17 protein-coding genes are annotated in these 24,812 nt (G+C 67.9%); 2 read left to right on the forward strand and 15 right to left on the reverse strand.

The genetic code is table 11. The features are described from left to right. Positions 1–2 precede the first annotated feature (2 nt). From Y958_RS23135 to Y958_RS23185, 12 genes are all read right to left on the reverse strand, one after another. Positions 3–851, reverse strand: coding sequence for an ABC transporter permease (locus Y958_RS23135; protein WP_244909658.1), 849 nt, complete (start codon positions 849–851; stop codon positions 3–5). Further along, complete coding sequence (locus Y958_RS32560) at positions 848–3,415, reverse strand: ABC transporter substrate-binding protein (RefSeq protein ID WP_088874327.1); 2,568 nt, start codon at positions 3,413–3,415, stop codon at positions 848–850. Before Y958_RS32560 ends, Y958_RS23135 begins: the two co-directional genes overlap by 4 nt. A 4-nt stretch (positions 3,416–3,419) precedes the next feature. Continuing rightward, positions 3,420–4,817 carry a tetratricopeptide repeat protein gene (locus Y958_RS23145; protein WP_088874328.1) on the reverse strand — a complete coding sequence of 466 codons (1,398 nt, stop codon included), beginning with the start codon at positions 4,815–4,817 and terminating at the stop codon, positions 3,420–3,422. Positions 4,818–4,846: 29 nt separating this feature from the next. Continuing rightward, a complete protein-coding gene (locus tag Y958_RS23150; RefSeq protein ID WP_244909659.1) occupies positions 4,847–7,102 on the reverse strand; it encodes a TonB-dependent receptor in 2,256 nt (751 codons plus the stop codon). A 331-nt stretch (positions 7,103–7,433) separates the two neighbouring features. Continuing rightward, entirely contained in the window at positions 7,434–8,075 is a 642-nt protein-coding gene (locus Y958_RS23155; protein WP_244909660.1) for a GNAT family N-acetyltransferase, read from the reverse strand. A gap of 180 nt (positions 8,076–8,255) precedes the next feature. Beyond that, entirely contained in the window at positions 8,256–9,155 is a 900-nt protein-coding gene (locus Y958_RS31545; RefSeq protein ID WP_145727533.1) for a hypothetical protein, read from the reverse strand. Position 9,156: 1 nt separating this feature from the next. Then, entirely contained in the window at positions 9,157–9,348 is a 192-nt protein-coding gene (locus Y958_RS32070; protein ID WP_186291574.1) for a TauD/TfdA family dioxygenase, read from the reverse strand. A gap of 711 nt (positions 9,349–10,059) precedes the next feature. Further along, positions 10,060–12,255 (reverse strand): malate synthase G, encoded by a 2,196-nt coding sequence (locus tag Y958_RS23165; protein ID WP_088874331.1) that lies wholly within the window; start codon positions 12,253–12,255, stop codon positions 10,060–10,062. Positions 12,256–12,426: 171 nt separating this feature from the next. Further along, positions 12,427–15,279 carry an FAD-binding and (Fe-S)-binding domain-containing protein gene (locus Y958_RS23170; RefSeq protein ID WP_088874332.1) on the reverse strand — a complete coding sequence of 951 codons (2,853 nt, stop codon included), beginning with the start codon at positions 15,277–15,279 and terminating at the stop codon, positions 12,427–12,429. A 6-nt stretch (positions 15,280–15,285) separates the two neighbouring features. Next, entirely contained in the window at positions 15,286–15,954 is a 669-nt protein-coding gene (locus tag Y958_RS23175) for a LutC/YkgG family protein (protein WP_088874333.1), read from the reverse strand. Next, the gene (locus Y958_RS23180; protein WP_088875186.1) at positions 15,951–17,408 is read right to left on the reverse strand and encodes a LutB/LldF family L-lactate oxidation iron-sulfur protein; all 1,458 of its coding nucleotides are present in this window, start codon (positions 17,406–17,408) and stop codon (positions 15,951–15,953) included. Before Y958_RS23180 ends, Y958_RS23175 begins: the two co-directional genes overlap by 4 nt. Positions 17,409–17,415: 7 nt before the next feature. Next, complete coding sequence (locus tag Y958_RS23185) at positions 17,416–18,207, reverse strand: (Fe-S)-binding protein (RefSeq protein WP_281288748.1); 792 nt, start codon at positions 18,205–18,207, stop codon at positions 17,416–17,418. 497 nt (positions 18,208–18,704) lie between these two features. Here Y958_RS23185 and Y958_RS23190 point away from each other — a divergent pair, with 497 nt between their 5' ends. Further along, complete coding sequence (locus Y958_RS23190; RefSeq protein WP_088874334.1) at positions 18,705–20,354, forward strand: lactate permease LctP family transporter; 1,650 nt, start codon at positions 18,705–18,707, stop codon at positions 20,352–20,354. A gap of 61 nt (positions 20,355–20,415) precedes the next feature. On the opposite strand, the gene Y958_RS23195 is transcribed toward Y958_RS23190, so the two are convergent. Beyond that, entirely contained in the window at positions 20,416–22,323 is a 1,908-nt protein-coding gene (locus Y958_RS23195; RefSeq protein WP_211098759.1) for an acyl-CoA synthetase, read from the reverse strand. 163 nt (positions 22,324–22,486) lie between these two features. On the opposite strand from Y958_RS23195, the gene Y958_RS23200 reads away from it, so the two are divergent. After that, positions 22,487–23,362: a DUF2306 domain-containing protein gene (locus tag Y958_RS23200; RefSeq protein ID WP_088874335.1), complete on the forward strand. Its 876-nt coding sequence runs from the start codon at positions 22,487–22,489 to the stop codon at positions 23,360–23,362. A 27-nt stretch (positions 23,363–23,389) separates the two neighbouring features. Here the strand turns inward: Y958_RS23200 and Y958_RS23205 are convergent, their stop codons facing one another. Together Y958_RS23205 and Y958_RS23210 are read right to left on the reverse strand one after the other, a co-directional pair. Beyond that, positions 23,390–23,959, reverse strand: coding sequence for a histidine phosphatase family protein (locus Y958_RS23205; protein ID WP_088874336.1), 570 nt, complete (start codon positions 23,957–23,959; stop codon positions 23,390–23,392). A gap of 74 nt (positions 23,960–24,033) precedes the next feature. Beyond that, a complete protein-coding gene (locus Y958_RS23210; protein ID WP_088874337.1) occupies positions 24,034–24,804 on the reverse strand; it encodes a hypothetical protein in 771 nt (256 codons plus the stop codon). Positions 24,805–24,812 lie beyond the last annotated feature (8 nt).

A 24,812-nucleotide genomic window follows, 5' to 3' on the forward strand; every position in this document is an offset into this window, starting at 1 on the left:
GCTCACGCCTTCCGCTTCGGGGCCAGGCGGCCGCGCAGGCCCTCACCCAACAGGTTGAAGCCCAGCACGGCGGCCACCACGGCCAGGCCGGGGAACAGCACCAGCCAGGGCGCCTGGCCCGCCAGGGTCTGGCTGTCCGCCAGCATGCGGCCCCAGCTGGGGTGCGGCGCCTGGGTGCCCAGGCCGACGAAGGACAGGCCGGCATCGGCGATGATGCCCAGCGACAGCTGGATGGTGGCCTGGACCAGCAGCAGGCCGGCGATGTTGGGCAGCACGTGCTCCAGCGAGATGCGGCCGCCGCTCTTGCCGGCCAGCCGGGCGGCCAGGGTGTAATCCCGCGCCCAGACGCCCAGGGCCGCCGCCCGCGTCACCTTGGCGAAGACGGGGATGTTGAACAGGCCGATGGCGGCGATGGCGTCCACGGCACCCGGGCCGCACAAGGCGGCGATCAGCACGGCGGTGATCAGGGCAGGAAAGGCGAACACCACGTCGCTGCCGCGCATCGCCATCTCCTCCACCCAGCCGCGCCGGCCCGCCGCCAGCAGGCCCAGGGGCACGCCGACTCCCGCGCCCACGCCCACCGCGGCCAGGGCCACGCCCAGGGCACTGCGCGCGCCCGCCAGCACGTGGGAGAAGACGTCGCGGCCATAGGCGTCGGTGCCGAACCAATGGGTGGCGGAGGGTGCGGCCAGCCGTCCGGCGACATTGATGGCGGTGGGGTCATAGGGCGTCCACACCAACGACAGCAGGGCGGCGGCCACCACCAGGCCGGTCAGGAACAGGCCGGCGGCCAGGGCCTTGGCCCGGCCGGGCGCGGCCGATGCCGCCTCCAGCGTGATCATGACGGTCATGGGCGGCGCCCCCGTGTCAGGCGCGGATCCACCGCGGCGTTGGCCAGATCGACCAGGAAGGTGACGACCACCACGGCGAACACCAGGCCGACGGTCACACCCTGCACCACGATCAGGTCGCGCTGGGCCACGGCCTGGAACACCAGCCGGCCCAGTCCGGGCAGGAAGAACACGTTCTCGATGATGATGCCACCCGCCAGCAGGAAGGAGAACTGCATGCCCAGGATGGTCAGCGCCGGCACGAAGGCGTTGGGCAGGGCGTGGCGCAGCAGGGCCTGGGACAGGCTCAGGCCCTTGGCCCGCGCGGTGCGGACGTAATCCTGGCCCATCTGCTCCACCAGCTCACCGCGCAGCACCCGCGCCAGGATGCCGGCCTGGGGGGCGGCCAGGGCGATGGCTGGCAGGGTCAGGGCTTTCAGCGCCGGCAAGAGGCCGCCGCCCCAGCCGGGGAAGCCGCCGGCGGCGAACCAGTGCAGGCCGGCGGCGAAGACCAGGGCCAGCACCGTGCCGGCCCAGAAGTTGGGCACGGCGATCAACAGCTGCGCCACACCGTTCAGCAGGGCATCCACCACGTTGCCCTGGCGCCCGCGCATGGCGCCCAGCGCCGCCAGGGTGCCCAGGGCCACGGCCAGCAGGGTGGACAGCAGCACGGCGTACAGGGTCAGGGGCAGGGTCACGGCCAGCCGCTCCGCCATCAGGCGGCCGACGTCGACGCGGTAGGTGTAGCTGAGGCCGAAATCGCCCCGCGCCAGGCCGGCCAGCCAGGCCAGGTAGCGCTGGGGGGCTGGCACATCCAGGCCCATCTGATGGCGCAGGACGGCCAGGGCGGCCGGGTCGGCGCTCAGGCCCATCATCACCCGGGCGGGGTCGCCGGGGATGACCTGCAGCACCAGGAAGATGGCCAGGCTGGCGGCCAACAGGGTCAGCAGCAGCACGGCCAGGCGCCCGGCGACATAGCGCGGGCCGGCCTTGGCGGCCGCCAGGGCCACGGCGCCCAGCACGGCCAGGCTCAGCAGCCACGCCAGCGCCCCGGCACTGGACAGCCCGCCAGCGGCGGCGGCATCCGCGCCCGCCTCGTCAAAGCGCGCCGTGGCCAGGTCCACCAGCTGCACCGGGGTGGGCAGCCAGATGTCGCGCAATCCGGCATCCCACACGCCGAAATAGGGGTATTCGAATAGGAAGACGTTGACGGCGTCGTCGGCCAGGGTGCGCTGGATGTCGCCCAGCACGGCCAGGCGCTGGGCCTGGTCCACCGTGGCGTCCAGCCTGGCCAGCAGCGCCTTGTAGGCCGGGTTGCGGTAGCCGAAATAGTAATCGTCGCGGCCGTAGATGTCGTAATCCATGGGCTCGACATGGGCGACGATGGTCATGTCGTAGTCGTGGCCGCCGTAGACCTGGGAAATCCAGGTGGCCCATTCCACGTCCTGCAACACTACTGTCACCCCGGCCTCTGCCAGCTGGGCGGCGATGATCTCGGCGGCGCGCTTGGCATAGGGCAGGGGCAGCACGCGCAGCGTGGCGGTGAAGCCGTGCGGATAGCCTGCCTGCGCCAGCAGGGCCTTGGCCTTGGCCACGTCGTGGGGGTACAGGCCCGTCAGATCGACATAGCCGGCGTTCTGCGGCGGGTAATGGCTGCCGATGGGGTCGCCATAGCCGAACATGGCGCCCTGGATGATGGCCTGGCGGTCGACGGCGTGCGACAGGGCGCGGCGCACCAGCACGTTGTCGAAGGGCGGGCGCCGGTTGTTCAGCGCCAGCAGCGTCTCCCCCTCCGACGGGGCGACGTCGACGGTGTAGCGGGGATCGGCCTTCAGCGCGGCGATGGCCTCAGGCGCGGGGAAGGCTGGGAAGCCCTGGATGTCGCCGGCCTTCAGCGCCGCCGTGGCCGCCGCCGGGTCGGCGATGAAGCGATAGGTGACGCTGGCCAGGTGCGGCGCCGGGCCCCAATAGGCCGGGTTGCGCGCCAGGGTGACGGCGTTGCCCCGCTGCCAATCCGCCACGGTGTAGGGGCCGGTGCCCACCGGATGGGTGACGTTGCCGGCGGCGCTGGCGGGGGACACCATGACGGCCGCCGGCCAGCCCAGCACCTGCAACAGGCTGCCGTAGGGCGCCTTCAGGTGGATGGCCGCCGTCAACGGGTCGAGGACGTTGACATGGTCGATGTGCGACAGCGCCACCTTCTGCGGGTTGGTGCTGCCCGGGGCGATGGCGCGCTCAAGCGAGAACTTGACCGTTTCGGCATCGAAACCAGTTCCGTCCTGGAAGCGCACCCCCGGCCGCAGGTGGAAGGTGTAGGTCAGGCCGTCCGGCGCCACCGTCCAGTCGGTGGCTAGCAGGGGCTGCACCGTGCCGCCCACGCCCAGGTGCACCAGCCCCTCGAACACCGTGGGGAAGACCACGGCGGGGATGGCGGCCGAGGCCTCCGCCGTCGGGTCCAGGCCCGGCGGCTCCAGCTGCAGGCCCAGGGTGATGGTGTCGCGCGCCCAGGCGGCGGGCGCCGCGGCCAGCGCCGCCAGCATCACCGCTGATTTAACCAGGCGCGTGAGGAAGGTCGTCCAGGCCATTGAGTCAGTTCACCAAGAGGCTGGTGTCATGGCGGTGCGCCTCCGCCGTGGCCTGGGCCCGCGCCGCCGCCTGGCGCGCCAGGCTGGGCAGGCCCAGCGCGTCATATACCTGGGCCAGGGCGCGGTTCAGGGGCACGCCGCCGGGGTCATGGGCCCGGCGCAGCTCCAGCATCTGTTGCGCCGGGGCCCAGCGCCGGTCCTTGAGATAGGCGTCCAGCACCACCTGCTCGAACAGGTCGCGCTGGGCGTGGCTGCCGCCGATTTCCACCAGGCGGGGCAAAACCGGCCCCAGGCGGCGCACCGCCGTGCGCCAGTCGCCCCGGTGATAGGCCACCAGCCCCTCGGCCGCCGGCACGGCCACATCCGCCCAGGTTTCCCGGCTGTGCTCCGGCGCCTTGCCCGCCTGCGCCTGGATGGCGTCCAGCAGGGTGCCGGCCTCCGCCCGGCCGGCGCGGGCCAGGCCCATGAGGTACAGCAGCGCCAGGAAGGGTTGGGCCGTGTCGGTAGCGCGGGCGGCCAGGTGGCCGGCCAGGTCGGCCCAGCGGTCGCCCACCTCCACGCCGGCCAGCTCCAGGCGGCTCAGCAGTTGCACCGCCCCGGCCTGGTCCTGGGAATAGCCCTTGTCCACGCCCCAGACCCGGGCGTCGTAGGTGGCCAGCGCCTCCGCCGCCCGCCCCTGGCTCAGCAGGAACAGGGCGTAGTGCCACCACAGGTGCGTGGACATGAAGGAATTGAGGTCGGTCCAGCTGTCATGCACGCCGCGCAGGAAGGCGGCCCCCTGGTCGATCTCGCCCCGCGTCAGCATGACATGGGCCAGGGCGTGGTGGGCCCAGGGCTCCTTGCGCTTCAGGGTGATGGCGCGGCGGGCCGCCGCCTCCGCCTCATCCAGCAGGTGGCACTGCTCATAGCCGAAGGCCAGCATGCCGTGCAGATAGGCGACGTCGCCGGCCCGGGGCAGCACCTTCAGCGCGATGCGCACCATGTCGGGCGACTGGCCCCGGTTGAAGTTCAGGTACTGATGAACCTTCACCGCCGCCAGATCGCGGGGGAATTCCTCGGCGATCCGGTCGCCCAGGGCCAGGGCGGCGGGGATGTCGTCCCGCCACCAGGCCTCCAGCATTGCGGCGTTGAGCTGCTCCCGCCGCGTGCCGTGGCGGGCGGCCGTCAGCGCGCGCGCCACATAGGGGGCGGCGCGGCCGGGCCCGTCGGTGGATTCCAGGAACATCCACAGCATGCCGGCGTAGGTCTGCACCAGGGGCAGGTCCGCCGCCTCATCCGCCACCGCCAGCAGGTTCACGGCCCGCGTCTCATAGGCCAGCAGGCCGCCGACGAAATCGTCGATCAGCCCGGCGCTGTGCGCGCCGTCCGTGGTGATGGGGTTGCCCAGGAAGTCTTCGTCCATGACGCTCTCGGCCAGGCTGTTGCGGGCGTTTAGTACTGGTACCCCAGGCGGATGCCCCAGGTTGCCGGCCGGCCGGGGATGGCGATGTCGGCGTTGGTGAAGAAGTTGCGCAGCAGGTCGTAGCGCCTGTCCAGGATGTTCTGGCCGTAGACCGTGGCGGTCCACGGCCCCTGGTCCGGCGCCAGGGTGACGGCGGCGTTGACCAGCCAATAGCCGGCGACGTTGTAGCGGCTGCCCAGCAGCGAGCGCTCGCTGCTGCGATAGCTGTAGTCGGCCTCCGTCTTCAGCGTGTGGCCGGGCAGGGCCCAGTCATAGCTGACGCCGCCGTTATAGGTGATGCGGGGGAAGCCCAGATCCTCCCCCGCCTGGTTGGTGTAGACGGGGCGGCAGGGATAGCAGGTGGCCAGCGAGGCCGCCGTGTCCACGGCGTTGAATTCCTTGAACTCGCCATGCGACAGGCCCAGCGCCTGGGTGATCAGCAGGCCGGGGCGGGGCGCCCAGTCAGCCTGCAGCTCCGCGCCGTAAATCTCCGACCGGGGGGCATTCACGATCTTGCCGATGGCGGCGAAGGTCGGGTCGATGATGACCGACTGCACCTGCTGGTTATGGTAGTCGTAGTAATAGGCCGAGGCGTTCAGGCGCAGGGTGTGGTTGGCCAGGTCGGACTTCACCCCCGCCTCATAGGCCCACAGCACCTCTGGCCGGAAGGGGGCCAGGCCGCCCAGCGCCAGGGTGTTGTAGGCGGTGAAGCCGCCGGACTTCACCCCCCGGCTGACGTTGGCATACAGCAGCGCCTCGTCCGTCACCTTGACCTCCACCCCCGCCTTGCCCGTGGTCTGGGTGAAGCCGGTTGGCACCTTGTCCGCCGAAACGCCGATGCCGGTGTCGGGGATGGTGATGGTGCTGAAGGTGCGCAGCGTGCGGTCCTCATGCTCCTCCCGCAGGCCCAGGACCAGCTTCAGCCGGTCGGTGACGGCGTAGTCGGCCTGGCCGAAGCCGCTGATGGATTCCGCCGTCTGGGCATAGCGGGTGTTGGCGATGAAGCCGTAGATGTCGGTGAAGTCGGACAGGAAGGCCTCACGCAACGTCTCGTGCGAGTAATAGAGGCCGCCCACCCATTGCAGCCGGCCCGCCCCGCTGGAGGCCAGGCGCACCTCCTGCGACACGTCCTGGGCGCGGCTGTTGAAATACTCATCCGCGTCGCGGTAGGCGGTGGCGTCCCAGTCGTTGAACTCCTTGCGGTTCAACGCCTCCCACGCCGTGATGCTGGTCAGCGTCACATCCTCGAAGCGGTGCAGCACCGTCAGGTCGGCGCCGCCGCTGGTGTTGTTGCGGAAGGGCTTGGCATTGGGGTCGGCGCCGATGACCTTGGCGAAGGCGGGCGACAGGCCCCACCCCGTCTTGGACGGGTCGGTGTCGGCGGGCAGGGTGCCCACGCCCGGCTGGACGGCGGGGTTGAAGAGATAGCCGCCGGTGCCGTCCGACAGGTCGCGGCCGTAATGCAGGTTCAGCCTCACGTCCGTGTCCGGCGTGGCCGCCCAATCGATCTTGGCGCGCACGGCGGTGCGGTTGGCGTTGCCCAGATCCTGGCCGGTCAGGCGGTTGGTCTGCCAGGCGCCGCCCTGCTGCGTCATGGCCGACAGGCGCACCTTCACCGTGTCGCTGACGGGGCCGGAGACATAGGCCTCGACCTTGGCCGCGTCATAGCTGCCATAGTCGGCGGTGATGCCGGCGCTGGCGCTGTCCGTGGGGTTGGCGGTCAGGATGTTGATGGCGCCGCCGGTGGTGTTGCGGCCGTACAGCACGCCCTGCGGCCCGCGCAGCACCTCCACCCGGTCCACGTCATAGACCAGGCCCTGGGTCATGATGGGCAGGGGGTAGGCGACCTCATCGACATACACGCCCACGGTGGGCGTGTTGTTGGAGGCATAGTCGTTGAAGCCCACGCCCCGGATGCGGAACTGTGGCTGCCCGCCGCCGAAGGCGTTGGTGACCTCCAGTCCTGGGGTCATGTTCTGCAGATCGTTGACCGAGGTGACATGGTGCGTGGCCAGATCCCCCGCCGACAGGACGGAGACGGACAGGCCCACGTCCTGCACCGACTGCGCGCGCCGCTGGGCGGTGACGATGATGTCGGGAATGCCGCCCGCATCCTGCTCCTGCGCCACGGCGCCGCCGCCCAGCAGCGCGCCGCCCATCAGCAGGATACCGGAAAGCGCCCGGCCCCATACCGCTTGGCCCCGTAACAGCCGACCTGCGGCCGCGTACACGCGTGGTCCCTTCATCCTCAGCCACTCCCCCATCGTTCCCCGGCGGTGGCCCTTGGCTGGGCTCGTTCACCGGGGTGATGCCGGCCGCCGAATTGTACTGTTCAATGGATGTGCAAAATATTAATAGCACACTAACGACAGTTAGCACGGGGAATAACGCTCCGGTCAATCGCGTAAATGGCCGGCGGGTGGTGATTACCAGGATAGGCACCGCATATCTGTCATGCTGCGCCTGCTCACGCAATGAGCGCCGTCACAGCCTTAAGGTGGACGGGTGGGTCGCGCAAGTATGGCATCGGTTGCAGGGGCGGGGCGTTCGCGGCTGCGATAGGACGGTCGGTACCGCTCAGTCCGGCCGCGCCAGGGCGGCCAGCCGCTCCTTCACCGCCGGCCACTCGGCGGCGATGATGGAGAAATAGACGCTGTCGCGCAGGCGGGCGGGGATGGCCTCACCCTCCGGCCCCACGCGGGCCGGCACCACGACGTGGGACCGGAAGATGCCTTCCTGCGTGGCGCCGATGCGGGCGATGGCGGCGCGGGACTGCTGGTTCAGCGCATCGGTCTTCAACTCCACGCGGTGGGCGCCCAACACCTCGAAGGCGTGGGTCAGCAGCAGGCGCTTGGCATCGGTGTTGGCGCCGGTGCGCTGGTGCGACCGCGCCACCCACGTCCACCCGATCTCCACCCGCCGGTTGGCGCGGTCGATGTTGCCATAGCGCGTGCTGCCGATGACTTGGGCCGAGGCCTGGTGCACGATGGCGAAGGGCAGGCTGACATGCCGGTCCCGCTCCTCCAGCGCCGTGCGGACATAGGCCCGCATCTCATCCGGCGTCGTCACCTGCGTCGGCACCCAGCGCCACAGCACCGGGTCCAGTCCCACGTCGATCAGCCCCGGCAGATGGTCCTGGCTCAACGGCTCCAGCCGCACCACGGCCCCCGTCAGGGTGACGGGGCTGACGGTCATGGGGCTGGTGTCGATCTCGGCCATGGGGGCTCTCCGTGGACAGGGGCTCCTGGTTCGATACGAGCGGCGGGCGGCCGGGGCAAGGGCGGGATTGTCTGGGGGACAAGGTTTGGGGGAGATAATGGTGAAAAGAGCTTCGCGGGATCCGATTTTATTTGGCCGCCAATGAGTGTGGAAAGAAAATACCGGTCATGACAGGCGGCTTCACATATTGTCGTACTCGACTTGATAATCATGTTCGTATAAGTCGTGTAGATTGGTCGATTCTGTTTTTGTAAAATGAGTCTTAAGTCCGGCGTGGGCAATCTCCTCAATGCTTGAGAGGGACAGACCACAAGATTTGCATAAATATGAAACTGAAATATATTCAACGATCATGTATAGATCGCCGTCAACATATTGCTCTTGGAGCTCTTTGTATTTTTTACCGATTAGAGATGCCTTTCCACCGCAAGAAACGCAAGTGCATACTTCTTGATTGCTCGCCGGAAACGCCAATGATAATTCAGATGTTCTTAAAACAGACTCTTTTTCTGAAGGGGATTTGCTGGAAAATACCTTGCTATGGGCGTTTATTTTTTCTCTAACCGTCTTAAGAACACTTGCATTCAGTGTTTTGATCATCTCGGCAGCCATGCTGGCTCCGTCTGGCCCTAGGAAATGCTCCAGAGGCTTCTCTAAATGATCATGCAAGATGCGGATTGTGTCGTAGAATCTCGCAAGCCACTTGTCAGTAGAGAGACCTTCATATGGAAGATCGGCTGTGTGTACGTGTGCATTCCGCTGAAGCGCTAAAAATTCACAAAGTTCACGGTGCTGGCTCTGGAATGATTTTATGATCTTTTCGAGTCGTATAAAAACAGAATGTGCAGGTAGTGAGCGCGGTTTGGCGAGTGAATATCCGCAAGCGTAGAGGATGTTAGAATCGTCCCGAGGATCTGCATTAAGTACCGGGTGAATCTTGGTAAGCGCACTTCGTCCTAAGCATTCAATAGAAAGTGATGCAAAGAAAGCAAACGCTGATGATGCTTGATCATGCTCTCCAGCTTGATCCATAAATAACTTGGCCTTTTTCCAAAGACCCTCTGATTCCCAAGACTGCATCTTAGTCTCCCCCCACAAGGATGCGCTTAAGCAAGCGATCGGGATCAGGTTGCACCGCATCTCCGCGCGCGTGCACCATCCGGTAATTGTCTATTGTAAGAAGACTTCCAGCTTTCCAGTCAATCCTTATGCTTGGCTGGATGCCGATCCGGCCTTCTAGTAACTCCTTCAACTGATAAGCTTCGGCGGTCATTGGGCGCATACAATCCATATCGTATCTAATGGTCAATCGGCCGCTTGAACGCGTAGCGATGGTAGCCAGTCGCGGTCGGCGGTGGCCTACAGCCCATAGCGCTCGGCAAGCAAGGTTCTCTTCGGCATCGTCTAATTGCCATAAACGGGAGTCCTGTAAAAATGTCGGTCGCATACCCCTGCCTGGTGAGACGCAGAATAGTAGCAGGTAGCGTGCTGGCTGTTCCCAGTGCGCTGTGTCGGTGTGAAATGGGAAGCAGCCAGTGCCATACCTGCTCGACAGTGTGTTGGACTTGGCCGTCTGAGCAGTTTGTGGCCGAATAGCGCGAATCGGCTCTGGGCTCCGCGCATCCACTCTGATTGAGCCAAGTTGCTGAACAAGACCGATCACATCATTTTCATATATGCTGCTAGTGAGGCAGAAGCCGTTTTCCTCAAGTGCTTCGAAGTCCAAGGTCATAGTCGTGGGCCTATTTCAGTCGAAGTCTAAAGTTTATGGCCGCATTTCAGATTTATCGGGCCGCCATGTGACAAATGTTTTTGGAAATTTCATTTCCGATCACATCGTTCTTCTGAAGACGCCGAGTATTGATACTTATTTTCTAAGAATATAAGCCGCACACGCCTGTCTCTAATTTGTTGAACGGAAAAGGGGGCGGAACCCGTCGGTCCCGCCCCTTCTCAACCCTCACCCTAAACCCAACCCTCGCGCCTACGCCCCCGCCTGCCGCGCCTTGGCCTCCGCCCGGCGGCGGTGGAGCACCGGTTCGGTGTAGCCATTCGGCTGGCGCACCCCGTCGAACACCAGGTCGCAGGCGGCCTGGAAGGCGATGCTGTGGCTGACGTTGGGGGCCATGGGGGTGTAGGCGGGGTCGCCGGCGTTCTGCTTGTCGACCACGGCGGCCATGCGCTCCAGGGTCGCCCGCACCTGCTCCTTGGTGCAGATGCCGTGGTGCAGCCAGTTGGCGATGTGCTGGCTGCTGATGCGCAGGGTGGCGCGGTCTTCCATCAGGCCGATGTTGTTGATGTCCGGCACCTTGGAACAGCCCACACCCTGGTCCACCCAACGGACGACATAGCCCAGGATGCCCTGGGCGTTGTTGTCCAGTTCCTGCTGGATTTCCTCCTCCGACCAATTCGTGCCCTGGGCCAGCGGGGGGGTGAGGATGTCCTCCAGCTTGGCGCGGCGGTGGCCGGCCAGCACGGCCTGGCGGGCGGCCACGTCCACGGTGTGGTAGTGCAGGGCGTGCAGGGTGGCGGCGGTGGGGGAGGGCACCCAGGCGGTGTTGGCGCCGGCCTGGGGGTGGGCGATCTTGGTGGCCAGCATGTCCGCCATCCGGTCGGGCATGGCCCACATGCCCTTGCCGATCTGCGCCCGGCCCTTCAGGCCGCAGGCGAGGCCCGTGTCGACGTTCCAGTCCTCATAGGCCTTGATCCAGGCCGTGCCCTTGATGTCGTTCTTGCGCACCATGGGGCCGGCTTCCATCGAGGTGTGGATCTCGTCGCCGGTGCGGTCCAGGAAGCCGGTGTTGATGAACACCACCCGGTGCTGGGCGGCGCGGATGCATTCCTTGAGGTTGACGGTGGTGCGCCGCTCCTCATCCATGATGCCCATCTTCAGGGTGTTGGCGGGCAGGCCCAGCAGCTGTTCCACCGCGCCGAACAGGCGGTTGGCGAACGCCACCTCCTCGACCCCGTGCATCTTGGGCTTCACGATATAGACGCTGCCGGCGCGGCTGTTGCGCACGGCCGGGGTGTCGCCTACGCCCTCGCGCCGCAGGTCGTGCAGGGCGATGGTGCTGGTCATGACGGCATCCAGGATGCCCTCGGGGATGTTGCTGCCGTCGGCCAGCAGCACGGCGTCCGAGGTCATCAGGTGGCCGACGTTGCGCACCAGCATCAGGCTGCGGCCCGGCAGGGTCAGGGTCTTGCCCCCCGGGGCGGTGTAGACGCGATCCGGGTTCAGGTGGCGGTCCACCGTCTGGCCGCCCTTCTCGAACTGGGCGGTCAGGGTGCCGTTCATCAGGCCCAGCCAGTTGCGGTAGGCCAGCACCTTGTCGGCGGCATCCACGGCGGCCACCGAATCCTCGCAATCCATGATGGCGGTGATGGCGGATTCCAGCACGATGTCGGCCACGTGGGCCTTGTCCTCGCGCCCGATGCGGTGATCGGCGTCGATGTGGATCTCGGCATGCAGGCCGTGGCGGCACAGCAGGATGACCGTGGGGGCGGCGGCGTCGCCCTGCCAGCCGCCCAGGCGGCTGGGGTCGGCCAGGCCTGTCTTGGCCCCGCCCTCCAGCGTCACCGCCAGCGCGCCGTCCACGATGGCGTAGCCGGTGGCGTCGCGGTGCGAGCCCTCGGCCAGGGGGAAGGACTGATCCAGGAAGGTGCGGCCGAAGGCGATGACCTTGGCGCCGCGGATGGGGTTATAGCCCCGGCCGCGCTCCGCCCCGTCATCCTCCGGCAGGGCGTCGGTGCCGTAGAGGGCGTCGTACAGGCTGCCCCAGCGGGCGTTGGCCGCGTTCAGGGCATAGCGGGCGTTCATCACCGGCACCACCAGCTGCGGGCCGGCGATGGTGGCGATCTCCGCATCCACATTGGCGGTGCTGACGCTGAAGTCCGGCCCCTCGGGCTGGATGTAGCCGATGGCCGACAGGAAGGCGCGGTAGGCGGCGCCGTCGAAGGGCCGTCCTTTCTGGCCGCGGTGCCAGTCGTCGATCTGCTGCTGCAGGGCGTCGCGCTTGGCCAGCAGGTCGCGGTTCAGCGGCGTCAGCTCGTGCGCCAGCACATCCACGCCCTGCCAGAAGGCCTCCACCGACAATCCGGTGCCGGGCAGGACCTCGTTCTCGACAAAGCCGAACAGTTCCTGCGCCACCTGAAGATGCCCGGCCGTAACCCGTGCCGTCATGGTCCTCTCCCCTGATTTCTCTCGCTCGTGCGTGGCCTTGGCCGGCCATCGCGGGTTTATGACGCACTGTTTTTCGACGCCCGATATGGGTAGGGGTCGCCGGGGTCGCCGTCAACGGTGCGGAAGTGCCGGGGCCGGCATAGGAGCATTGGCGGGCCCATCGGCGATCCGTCAGCGCGTGGCCCGGTCGACCAGATAGACCAGATGGCGATAGGGCACGCCGGCATGGTCGGCCAGGCCGATCTCGCACGTCCGGTTGCTGGAGTATCCCGCCTCGCAGCCCGCCGGCACCTGGGGGGCCAGGAAGCGCAGGGCGTGGTCATTCAGCTCAGGCTCCACGAACCCCTTGTCGCCGGCGAACCCGCAGCAGCCCACGCGCTCCGGCACCACCACCGTGGCGGCGCAGGCCTTGGCCACGGTGGCGGCCTGCGGATCGATGCCCATCTTGCGGGCGGCACAGTTCAGGTGCAGCAGCACCGGCTCCGCCTGCGGGGTGGGCGTCAGGCGGGGCAGGGCGTCCTGCGCCAGGAACTCCACCAGATCCTTCACCGGCAGGCGGTTGGAAAGGTAGGTCTTCATGCGCTGGGTGCAGGCGCTGGCGTCCATGACGACGGGGATGCGGCCATTGTCGCTGGCGGCTTTCAGCGCCGCCTCCATCTCCGCCGCCTTGGCGTCCGCCGCCTCCTTCATGCCTTCGGACTCGAAGGCCAGGCCGCAGCACAGGTTGGGCAGATTGTCCGGCACGACGGCGCGGAAGCCCGCGCGCTCCAGCACGCGCAGGGTGACGGCGGGCAGGGGATCGCTCTCCCCATCCTCCACCGCCGGCCCGAAGGTGCGGCCGGCGCAGGCGGCCAGGTAGACCACCGGCTCGCCCGTCGCAGTGGGGGGCGGCAGGTCCTTCAGCCAGGCCATGCTGGCCCCCTCGGGCAGGTTGGGGCCGGTGTGGGGCAGCCGGTCACCCGACAGCTTGCGGGCATAGGCCGCCAGGCTGGCCACCTTCTTCGGCCCCACGGCCTGGGCGGCGAAGGCGGCCAGGTTCAGGGCGCCGCGCGTGGCGGCCAGCACGGCGCCATAGTGGCGGGCCATCAGGCCGGCCACGGTGCGGGCCCTTGGCCCGTGGCGCTTGCCGCGCAGGGCCTTGGTCAGCTGCCCGGTCTCGATGCCCACGGGGCAGGCTGTGGCGCACAGGCCGCAGGCGGCACAGGTGTCGATGGCGTGGTGGTCGTAAAGGTCCCGCAGCTCCGTCGCCGGGTCCCCCAGGGCCGTCAGGCGTGCGATCTCGCGTAGACCGGTGATGCGCTGGCGGGGGCTCAGCGTCATGCCGTGCGAGGGGCACATCTTCTCGCAGAAGCCGCACTCCATGCAGGTGTCGACGATGGCGTGGGCCGGCGGCAGGGGCTTCAGGTTCTCCAGGTGCAGGCGCGGGTTGGTATTCAGCAGCACGCCGGGGTTCAGCAGGTTGGCCGGGTCCAGCAGGCGCTTGATTTCCCACATCAATGCCGTGGCGGCCTTGCCCCATTCCAGCTCGACGAAGGGGGCCATGTTGCGGCCGGTGCCATGCTCCGCCTTCAGCGATCCGTCGTACTTCTCCACCACGATGTGGACCATCTCGTCCATGAAGCGGGCGTGGCGGTCGATCTCATCCTGGGTGCTGAAATCCTGGGCGAAGACGAAGTGCAGGTTGCCGGCCAAGGCGTGGCCCATCAGGATGGCGTCGGGGTAGCCGTGCTTGTCGAACAGCGCCCGCATGTCGTGGCAGGCGTCGGCCAGATCCTCGATGCGGAAGGCCACGTCCTCGATGATGACGCTGGTGCCGGTCTGGCGCATGGCGCCGATGGTGGGGATCAGGCCCTTCCGGATTTTCCACAGCTTGGTGTATTCGGCCGCGTCGGTGGTGAAGGCCGGGGGCCGCAGCAGGGTGACCCCGGCCAGCAGCCCCTCGATGGCGGCGATGTTCTGGCGCAAGGCCTCCGGGCTGACGGCGCGGGTTTCCACCAGCAGGGAGGCGACGTCCTCGCCCATGCTGTCGATCTCGGACGGCAGCCCGGGCTGGCCCTTGGCGCTGCGCAGGCTGGCGCGGTCCATCAGCTCCACCGCCGCCACCGGCCCGCCGTTCAGCAGGCAGGCGGCGCGCCCGGCCTCGACGATATCGGGGAACAGCAGCAGGGCGCTGGCCTTGTCCGCCAGTTCCGGCACGGTGCGGTAGGTGACCTCCGCGATGAAACCCAGCGTCCCCTCCGACCCGATCAGCAGGTGGGCCAGGATGTCCACCGGGTCCTGATAGTCGACCAGGGCGTTCAGGCTGTAGCCGGTGGTGTTCTTGATGGCGAACTTGCGCCGGATGCGGTTGGCCAGCGCCTCATCCTCCCGCACCCGCCGGCCCATGGCGTCCAGCCTGGCCAGCAGGTCGGCGTGGCTGACGCGGAAGGATGCCACGCTGGCGGCGTCGCCGGTGTCGACCAGGGTGCCGTCCGCCAGCATGAAGCGCAGCGACAGCATGGTCTTGTAGGTGTTCTCATGCGTGCCGCAGCACATGCCCGACGAGTTGTTGGCGGCGATGCCGCCGATCTTGCAGCTCTCGATGGAGGCCGGGTCCGGCCCGATCTTGCGGCCATAGGGCGCCAGGCGGCGGTTGACCTCCGCCCCGATGATGCCGGGCTGCACCTTGATGACGCTGCCGTCGTCGTTGATGACGGAGCGGTGCCAGCCGTCGCCCAGCACCATCAGCAGGCTGTCGGTGATGGCCTGGCCGGACAGCGATGTGCCGGCGGCGCGGAAGGTGACGGGCGTGTTGTGGCGGCGGCAGGCGGCCAGCACGGCGCTCACCTCCGCCTCGCTGTCCACCCGCACCACCAGCTTCGGCACCAGGCGGTAGAAGCTGGCGTCCGTGCCATAGGCCAGGCGGCGCAGCGGATCGGTGATCAGCCGGTCCGCCGGCACCACGCCCGCCAGCTCGGCGCGCAGGGCGTCGTAATCACGAAGGGCGGCAGGGTCCGCAACGGGACCCACGATGCTGTCCGGCATGACCGCTCACTCCCCTTCTTTTCGCACCAGCAGGATGATCAGTTCCTTGGGCCCATGGACGCCATAGGCCAAGGTCTGCTCGATATCGGATGTCTTCGACGGGCCGGAAATCAACAGGGCATTGGTGGGCATGCCCGCCGCCCAGCCCTGGTCCCGCACCACCGCCGCCAGCGTATCGTGCAGCGTGTCCTCCTCCAGCACGGCGATGTGCAGGGGCGGCAGCAGCGACAGCAGGCGCGGCTCCTGCGCCGTGGGCCACAGGATCAGGGTGCCCGTCTCGGCGATGGCGCCGCGCGTGCCGGTCAGGCCGGCATCCACCTGGTGTACCAGCGCATCCTTCAACACCTCCACCGACTGGTCATAGGGCACCAGGGTGGGCAGGGGCACGCCCTGGGCCGCCGCCCGCAGCAGGGCGTCGCCGCGCGGCGTGCCGGGGGCGACCATCAGGCGGCCGACGCCCCGGTTGTTCAGGATGGTGGCCAGCCGCTCCAGCCAATTGGCGGCCGTCACGTCGTGGATCTCGGCATGGTTGGCCTCCGCCATCTGGCGGAAGCGGGCCAGCTTGTCGGCGTAGGTGGGCGGCGTCCAGGGCGGCAGGTCGGGGCCCGGTCGGCCGGGGGCGGCCTTCAGGCGGCCGAGAATGGCGTCCCTTGCCGTATTCGGGGGCGCGCTCATTTCGGCACCTCATTCAGATAGCCGCGCTCCCGCGCCAAATCGTGCAGGGTGCGCGGCTTGAAGCGGGGCTTGGCCCGCGCCTTGGTCCAGTCGCGCATCAGCGGGGCGTTGGCCGGTACCCAATTGCCGCCCCAGGCCAGGGCGCGGGTGACCATGCGATACAGCAGCGGCCGGGTGTAGACCAGGCGCCAGCCGGCCCAGACCAGGCTTTCCGTCCACGACCGCTCCGCCCCGCCGTCCTTGACCACCGGAAGGTGGGTGGCCGGCGTCTCCGTCGGCCGCACCGCCTCCCGGCGCAGGCGCACCAGCAGGTCGGGGATGGGGATCTTGACCGGGCAGACCTCGGCGCAGGCGTTGCACAGGGTGGAGGCGTGCGGCTGGTCGCCGGCGGCGTCCAGGCCCTGCAGCTGCGGCGTCAGGATCTTGCCGATGGGGCCGGGGTAGATGGCGTTGTAGGTGTGGCCGCCCACGCGGGTGTAGACCGGACAATGGTTCATGCAGGCGGCACAGCGGATGCAGCGCAGCGTGTCCGCCAGCTCCACGTCCTGATAGACGCGGCTGCGGCCGCCATCCAGCAGCACCAGGTGCACGGCCGTGGGCCCGTCCTTCTCCCCGGCTTTCCGGGGGCTGCTGATCATGTTGACGTAGGTGGTGATGGGCTGCCCGGTGGCGGAGCGGGGCAGCAGGGCCAGCAGGGGTGGGATGTCGTCCAGGGTCTCCACCACCTTCTCGATGCCGGTCACGGCGATGTGCAGCGGCGGCAGGGTGGTGGACAGGCGGCCGTTGCCCTCATTCTCGATCAGCACCAGGGTGCCCGTCTCCGCCACCGCGAAATTGACGCCGGAGATGCCGGCGTCGGCGTTGGCGAAGCGTTCGCGCAGCACCCGGCGGGCGGCGGCGGTCAGCTCATCCACGTCGCCGGTGCGTTCCAGGCCCGGTATTTTTTCCGCGAACAGGTCCGAAATCTCATCCTTGTTCTTGTGGATGCAGGGCATGACGATGTGGGACGGCGTTTCCCCCGCCAGTTGGATGATGTACTCGCCCAGGTCGGATTCCACCGCCTCGATGCCATGCCGCTCCAGATGGGCGTTCAGGTGCATCTCCTCCGACACCATGGACTTGCCCTTGATGACGGTGCGGGCGCCGGCCTGTTGCAGGATGCCCAGGACGATGGCGTTGGCCTCCTCCGTCGTCTCGGCCCAATGCACCTGGACACCGTTGGCGGTCAGCCGGGATTCCAGCCGTTCCAGCAGGTCCGGCAGCCTGGACAGGGCGCGGGCCTTCACGGCGGCGCCCCGTTCCCGCAGCTCCGCCCAATAGGCCGGGTCGGGGAACTGGGCGGCGCGCTTGGCCATCAGGCCGTCCATGGCCCGGCGGAAGTTACGGCGCAGTTGCGGGTTGTTCAGCGCGTCGGGCGCCCGCTCTGCGAACCGGGGGCCGTGATCGGGGGGCATGCCGCCATCAGCCACCATGGCACCGCTCCATCAGGAATTCGGCGATGTGGCGGCAGCGGGTACCGTCGGCCACCTTCTCGGCATGGCCGCCGATGTTCATCAGGCAGCCGCAATCGCCCGACAGCAGGGTGCCGGCGCCGGTCTCCCGGACGCTGGCCAGCTTATCCGACACCATGGCGGTGGACACGGCCGTCTGGCGTACGGCGAAGGTGCCGCCGAAGCCGCAGCACTCCCGCTCGCGGCTGTTTTCCACCAGGGTGACGTTGGCCAGCTGGCGCAGCAGGGCCTTGGGCTCGTCCCCCACGCCCATCTCGCGCAGGGAATGGCAGGATGGGTGCCAGGTGACGGTGACGGGCGCGCCCTTGTCCGCCAGCGTGACGCCCAGCACGTTGACCAGGAAGGCCGTCAGCTCATGGATGCGGGCGGCGAAGGCGATGGCGCGCGGCTGGTCGGGGTCGCCCTCGAACAGGTGGGCGTAATGGGTCTTCATCATGCCGGCGCAGGAGCCGGAGGGCACCACGATGGGGATGTCGCCGGGGAAGGCGTCCAACTGCGCCCGCGCCACCTCGCGCGCTTCCTCGACATAGCCGGAGTTGCGCGCCGGCTGGCCGCAGCAGCTCTGCCCCTCCGGGAACACCACGCGCACGCCGGCGTGGCGCAGCAGGTCCATGCCGGCCAGCCCAGCCTCGGGGTACAGCATGTCCACCAGGCAGGTGCCGAAGAAATAGACCGTGTCTGGCCGGGCCGCCGGGGTCGCGGCGGCGGCCGTATTCGTGGCGGCCAGGTTCGTGATGGTCAAAAGCCCGTTCCTCCCAGGATGCTGCCCCTGGACGCGGCTTGCCTTCGTCCTGGGGAAATCGCCGGCGCCATATTTTACCAGCGGCCAGTTTTGGTCAAATCATTTTACCAAACAGGGGCCGGCGGTGGCCACCCCTCCGGTGCAAGGGAAGGCCAAATCATTCAGCGACTTAATCCCGGCGGCCCTGGCCGGCCTTGTCCCCTAGGCGGATCGGCCGACACGTAGCCGGGTTAACCAAGACCTTGGATTAGGGCCATCTTTTCCGTTTGCGCCCGCCCGGCGCGCGGGTTATCCATCATTATGTCCATGGTACAGTAATTTGACCAAGGAGACATCAACCCGGGCAATACCCGGGACGCCTGAATATGCGCGCCTGACCGATATCAGCCGCGTGGGGAGGACGACAAAACGCCGGCGGGCACCGGCGGCATCCCCAACCCGCGCCGCCTTACGCGTTCCGCCTGGTTTCGACACGACAACAAATAGGGGGGAAGGCCATGCAGCCTTGGGTCCAGGTCTATGACCCGTTTGGGAACATGGTGGTGTCCGCGCTGGTCGCGGTGCTGCCCATCGTCTTCTTTTTCGTGGCGCTGGCCGTGCTGCGGCTGAAAGGCTATGTCGCCGGCACGCTGACCGTGCTGCTGGCCCTGATCATCGCCATCGCGGCCTACGGCATGCCGGCGTCCTCGGCCATCGCCGCCGTGGTCTACGGCTTCTTCTACGGCCTGTGGCCCATCGCCTGGATCATCGTGGCGGCCGTCTTCCTGTACAAGATCACGGTGAAGACGGGGCAGTTCGACATCATCCGCGCCAGCGTCATTTCGATCACCGAGGACCAGCGGCTGCAGATGCTGATGGTGGGCTTCGCCTTCGGCGCGTTTCTAGAGGGGGCGGCCGGCTTCGGCGCGCCGGTGGCCATCACCGCCGCCATCCTGGCCGGGCTGGGCTTCAACCCGCTCTACGCCGCCGGCCTCTGCCTCATCGCCAACACGGCACCCGTGGCCTTCGGCGCCATGGGCACGCCCATCATCGTCGGCGCCCAGGTGTCGGGCCTGGACGTCTACAAGGTGGCGGCCATGACGGGGCGGCAGTTGCCGGCCCTGTCGGTCTTCGTGCCCTTCTGGCTGGTGTTCATCATGGACGGGGCCAAGGGCGTGAAGGAAACCTGGCCCGCTATCCTGGTGACGGGGTTCAGCTTCGCCATCAGCCAGTACTTCACGTCCAACTACATCGGGGCCGAGCTGCCGGACATCATCTCCGCCCTCATCAGCCTGCTGTGCCTGACGGTGTTCCTGAAGTTCTGGAAGCCCAAGACCATCTTCCGCTTCAAGGACCAGGAGACGGCGGAGGAGCGCGGCGCGCACGCCTATACCGGCGGCCAGATCCTGAAGGCGTGGTCGCCCTTCCTCATCCTCACCGTCATCGTGACGATCTGGAGCCTGAAGCCCTTCAAGGCCCTGTTCGCCAAGGGCGGCGCCCTGGTGGACACGGTGTTCCTGTTCGACGTGCCCAGCCTGCACAACGCCGTGACCAAGGTGGCCCCCATCGTCAAGGCCGCCACGCCCTACGCCGCGCAGTACAAGCTGGACCTGCTGGCCGCCACCGGCACCGCCATCCTCATCTCCGCCATCCTCAGCATGATCGTGCTGCGCTATGGCCCGGGCAAGGCGCTGGCCACGTTCGGGGAGACGCTGGCGGAGCTGAAATGGCCCATGTACACGATCGGCGCCGTGCTGGCCTTCGCCTACATCGCCAACTATTCCGGCCTGTCCTCCACCTTGGCGCTGACCTTGGCGGAGGCGGGTAAGGGCTTCCCCTTCTTCTCCCCCATTCTGGGCTGGCTGGGCGTGTTCCTGACCGGGTCGGACACATCGAGCAACGCCCTGTTCGGCGCACTGCAGGCCACGACGGCGCAGCAGCTGGGCGTGTCCGACCTGCTGCTGGTGGCCGCCAACAGCAGCGGCGGCGTCACGGGCAAGATGATCTCCCCGCAAAGCATCGCGGTGGCCTGCGCCGCCGTGGGCCTGGTGGGCAGCGAGTCCAACCTGCTGCGCTTCACGCTGAAGCACAGCCTCTTCTTCGTCTGCATCGTGGGCGTGATCACCCTGCTGCAGGCCTACGTCTTCACCGGCATGATCCCGCAGTAAGTCCGTATTATCCCCGTACCCTCCTGGCCCCGGCGGGCGACCGCCGGGGTTTTTCTTTGAATCAGTCCGTGATTTCATGGGCAAAGGTATAACGCCCCAGAAGCCGGCCGAGCGCCTGCCTATCACCCTGGGCCCGGATCCGGGCCAGCAGGCCGCGATCCGGATCCAGCACGACGTCGACCTCGATATGGTCCAGGCCCGCGGTCTTGCCCTCCTGCCGGACGACGTCGGCGATCTCGTACCCCACCAGGGTCGGCTTGAAGACCTTGCCGACGCTGGTCAGTGGCAGGGCGTCCAGGACGCGCACCGCCTTGGGCCAGGCGGCCCGTTCCGGAATGAGGGCGCAGGCGTGGGCCAGCAGTTCCTCGCTGGTGGCGGTCGCGGTGGTGCGCAGCTGGACATAGGCCACGGGCAGCTCACCGGCGTGCGCGTCGGGCCGGCCCACCGCCGCCGTCATCGCCACCGCCGGATGTGCGGCCAGGGCCTCCTGGATCACGCCGGGGTCGATGTTGTGGCCGCCCCGGATGATCAGTTCCTTGCGGCGGCCGGTCAGCCAGAAATAGCCGTCCGCATCCTGCCGGCCCAGATCCCCGGTGTTCAGCCAGCGCTCACCGGCGATGGCCAGCCAGGTGCCGCCTTCCCGGGCGGGGTCGGTATAGCCCTCGAAGACATTGGGGCCGTTCAGCGCGATGATCCCAACCTCACCAACGGCGGCATCGCGGACGTAACCGCCCTGGTCGTCCAGGATGACCGCCTTCATCCGCTGATAGGGCAGGCGCAAGCCGATGGAGCCGACGCGGCGTTCCCCGGCCGGCGGATTGACGCTGGAGGTGCAGGCCCCCTCGGTCAGGCCATAGCCTTCCAGGATGCGCACGCCCGTCGCCTGTTCGAAGCGGCGGAACAGCTCGACCGGCATGGGCGCGGCCCCGCACATGCCCAGTTCCAGGCTGGACAGGTCATGCCCCTCCACCGGCTGTTCCAGCAGCGTCGAATAGACGGTCGGCACACCGGAGAAGAAGGCGATGCGGTGCCGCTCCACGATCTCCCAGAAGTGGTGCAGCACGCCCTCGCCGCGATAGCCTTGGGGCGTGCCGATGACGACATGCCCGCCGCGCCCCAGCGGCGCCAGCCCCGTCACCAGCTGTCCGTTGACGTGGAACAGGGGTAGCCCGCAGAAGAACACCGGCTGCGCCGCGGTCCCGCCCAGCACCTGGTTCATGGCCCAGCTGTCGAACACCTCGCTGTGATGGGTACGCCGGGCGATCTTGGGAAGGCCGGTGGTGCCGCCGGTGGCGAAGTAGGAGGCGATGTCCGTGGCGGCGGGGGCGGCGAAGGCCAGCCGGCCGCCTTCGTGGCGCTTCAGCGCGCGCGTCATGTCCCGGACGGGAACATCCAGGCGCGCGGCGCGCCGCCGCCGGGCCGCCAGCACCCGGGCGATGGGCGCCAGGGGGGAGCGCAGATAGCGCAGGGGATCGACGGTCAGGATCTGGCGCACTGAGGGCGCCTCCACCAGGGCTGCGCAGGCCTTTTCCCAGAGGGCGCTGCCCGGCGCCGGGCCCAGGGTGACCAGCAGCCTGGCGTCCGCCGCCCGCAGCAGCGCGGCGATCTGGTCGGCCTCCAGCAGGGGGTTGATGGGGAAGGCGATGCCCGCTGTCTCCGCCCCCCAGATGGCCAGGTGGGTTTCGATCAGGTTGGGCAGCAGGATGGCCACGGTGTCGCCCCGGCCTATGCCCAGGTGGCGGAACATGTGGGCGGCCTGGGTGATCCGGGCCAGCAGCGCGCGATGGGTCAGGGTGTACGGCCGCGCCTGGTCCCGGCTGCGCAGGAAAAAGGACAAGGCGGGCGCATCGGGGTTCAAGGCGGCGCCGGTGGCGATCATCTCATAGCTGTTCGCCGGCAGGTTCCGCTGGGCCAGCGGGACCGCCTCGATACGCTCGATATCGGCCAGGCAGGAAATCCCCATGCTCATGCGTTAAACCTTCATCCGTGGGTGGACATCATCGGGCGATGGACCAACGCCGTCGTTATGACGGCCCGGGCTTGACTTTTGACAGCCTATCCATACACGGAAAAGAGGAATGTTCGGCTGGCTCGGCGCTTCGGGCGAGCGCGGCTATTGATTGGGGGGAACCATGACAGCGGCATTGGACGCGATCGCCGTCCGGGGTGAGGGCGCTGGACTTGGGGGCCGGGCGTTGCGCTGGAGCATGAGGCTGCTGGTCGCGGCCACCTGGGTCAGCGGCGCCATCTTCGGCGCCTACATCCTGGCCTTCTTCGGCGGCACCGCGGTCAACGGCACGGCCGCCCGGTGGAATGAGTCGCTGCCGGCCCTGCACGACCCTGGCGCGCCGGTGGCCACGGCCGCCATCGGCGCGCATTTCATCGCCGGCGGCATCCTGCTGTTGCTGGGCCCCATCCAGCTGATGGGCAGTGTCCGGCGCGCGATGCCGGGGCTGCACCGCTGGCTGGGGCGGTTGTACGTGACGTGCGCCGGTTTCGCCGGGCTGGGCGGCCTGGCCTACGTCCTCACCACCGGTACGCTCGGCGGCACGATGATGAACCTGGGGTTCGGCACCTACGGCGCGCTGATGTCGCTGGCGGCGGTGCTGGCCTACTCGCATGCCCGCGCCCGCCGGTATGACCAGCACCGCGCCTGGGCCATCCGCCTGTTCGCGCTGACGGTCGGTTCCTGGCTGTACCGCATCGAATACGGCTTCTGGTTCCTGACCATGGGCCGGCTGGGCCACACCAGCCATTTCACCGGCTGGGTCGACGCGGTGATGGTGTTCTTCTTCTACGTGCCCAACCTGGCGGTGGCCGAACTGGCCATCCGCTCCTATCGCGCCCAATCCAATAACGGGTCACTGGGCAACGGGTCACGGGCCGACGGGCCGCTGGCCTACGCCGCCACCGTCGTGCTCCTGGCGACGGCGGCTTTCGTGATCGTCGCCACCTGCTCCTTCACCGCTGATTATTGGTGGCCCGGCATCACCGGCGCGTCCCTCTGATGGGCGCGCCCTGTACGGTGAGGCGTTTCACAGGGGCGTATCGGAGTCCCCGGCCAGCAGGCGGGGATACAGCTCCTTGAAGGCGAAGCCGTCGCCCTTGCCGCCCTCCTTGCGCTTGAAGCGCAGTACGACGTCGAAGCGGTCCTCCGGCCAGGCGGTGGGCGGCTTGCCCCGGCGGACGGGCAGCAGGGGGATGATGCTCTCCACGATGGCCTGATGTTCCCAGCACACCAGCACCACGCCGGACAGGGTTAGCAGCTCCTGCACCAGCGCCGCCTCCTGCCCCTTGCCATAGGTGGTGTTGGGCACCTCCAGTCCCAGGCGCGCCGCCAGCGGTGAGGCCGTCTCGAACGGCCGCTTGCTGGGCCCCTTGTTGACCGTCGTGCCCGGTGTGGCGGCATAGACCGCTGCCGGCTTGGCATAAGTGCCCTCATCCAGCCCCGCCCCGAACAGCGCCGCCCAGGCCCCCGCCCGCTGCCAGCCACGGATGACCAGGGACTCCTTGTCCTTGGTCCCGTCCAGGGTCAGGCCCGGCCCCGGCCAGCTGCCCTCGGGTTTTTCGGCATGGCGGATGAAGTACAGCGTCAGCTTGCTCATGAGGGCTCCTCCGGTTGATTTCGCTCATTACGCGAGCAAAGCTGCGCAATGACAATACCGAAGGGGGGCGGGCCTCAGGTGGTGCACCACAGCGGCAGATGATGCGCCACGGCCAGTCTGGCCAGGCGATACACAGTCTCGCTGGCCTGCCAGGCGGCGTCCAGCACATGCTCCGGCGCGTCATCATTCGCCGTCCAGCGCACGACCTTGGGATCGGCCCGGCGGATCAGGGCACGCACCTCCGTCACCTCGCGCAGCAGGTTGCCGACGGAGCCGAAGCGGCAGGGGTGTCCTTCCCAGTCCGGTTCCTCGATGATCATGTCGCGGTGGAAGGGCAGCCAATATTGCTCGACCAGCAGCAACTGCGGGTAATGCCCGGTATAGCCCCGCTGTTCCGCCCGTGTTAGCGCCCGTTCCAAGTCCGCCTGCGCCGGCCGCTCCGCACCGACCAGGCGCGCCAGCGCCGCCGGACCACCCTCATCGACCAGTGCCGTCACATAGCGCAGCATGACATCGGCGCCGGTGGCGACATCGTCCCCGTCCTCGAAGTCGCTGCCCTCGTCCCAAGTCAGCGCCTCGCCCAACTGGCCCCGGTACTTGGCCGCCAGCTGGTCGCGCCAGGGAATGACGGTATCGGCTGCCGGATAGCGAAATACCGGCGCGCCGATGATGACCTTGGGCTTGCCGCCGGTGCCGGCACCGGGGAACCCCGTCAGCAGATCAAGGACATATTGCTCACCGGCGTCATTCTTGGGCGTGGGCGCTGCCATCTGTTGGCGCTCCATGGCGGCGGTATCCAAATAGGCGATCCGATGCAGGGGAGAGACCTCGTAGCCAATGCCCATGGGAATCC

The sequence above is a fragment of the Nitrospirillum viridazoti CBAmc genome (genome assembly GCF_000730165.1).
GTDB lineage: Bacteria > Pseudomonadota > Alphaproteobacteria > Azospirillales > Azospirillaceae > Nitrospirillum > Nitrospirillum viridazoti.